This window comes from Mesorhizobium sp. P5_C1, from assembly GCF_054049815.1.
Genome location: NZ_JBFULQ010001142.1, coordinates 1 through 923, shown reverse-complemented (window position 1 = coordinate 923; position 923 = coordinate 1). Strand labels below are relative to the sequence as shown.

Genomic DNA, 923 nt, shown 5'->3' with positions numbered 1-923 from the left:
CTTGTCTTCTTGCCGGCCCTGCAGACGCGAAAGCTCGTTGCGAAAAGCCTGATGGGCGAAGGTGCCGTCAACCATCGGTCGCTCGCGGGTCAGGAACAGTTGGTCAAGATCGCCGCGCAACGGCCGGTCGACGCATACTTTCGAACGATGGAGAAGGAGCGCCAGGAGCCGAGTGCGCTTGAAGCAAAGCTCTTCCGCGCCGGCTTCTATCAAGCGAGCGCTCCATTGATCTATACGCTATCGCGACTCGGCGTGGTGTGTATCGGATTTTTGGCTGCCTACGCACTTCTGCCGCGCGTGTTGCCACCGCATCTGCCCGGGTTCGTCGGCCTTGCCGGCTCAGCCCTGCTAGGATTGGCGTGCTTGGTGATTCCGGCCATTCTGCTCGATCGCTTTGAGAATGCCCAGAAGGAAACCTACCGCCGTGGGTTCCCGGATTTCATGGATATGATGATCACCTGCGCCGACGCCGGCATGAGCCTGGAGGCAGCGGTCGAGCGAGTTGGCTCGGAGTTGGCAGGCACCCATAAATGGTTGGGCATCCAGCTTGCGATCATGAATCTGCAACTGCGGGCGGGAAAGCCCTTGCGCGAGGCGCTGCGTGAACTCGCGGACCGCATCGGGCTTGAAGAGGCAAGGGCGCTTGCCGTACTGTTCCGGCAATCTGAAGAACTGGGCACCAGCCTGACGGACGCGCTGCGCGTCTACAGCGAAGAGATGCGAGGCCAGAGGATTCTGAGCGCGGAGGAGAAAGCCAACGCACTGCCCGTGAAAATGATGATTCCGTTGGGACTGTGCATCTTTCCGGTCGTGCTGATGGTCATCATGCTGCCAGTCATCATCCGCATGAAGGGGATTTTCTTCTAGTTGCATGTATGCTTTGGTCCTAATGTGAGTCGGGGGACGCTCGAGGGGAACTGTAT

General features: G+C 59.3%; 1 protein-coding gene. It reads left to right on the top strand.

What is annotated here, in order from left to right; translation table 11 throughout:
• The coding region (locus tag ACXJ7R_RS34460; protein WP_457155692.1) for a type II secretion system F family protein at nucleotides 1-867 on the top strand (867 nt) is incomplete at its 5' end.
• Between the last annotated feature and the right edge of the window lie 56 nt (nucleotides 868-923).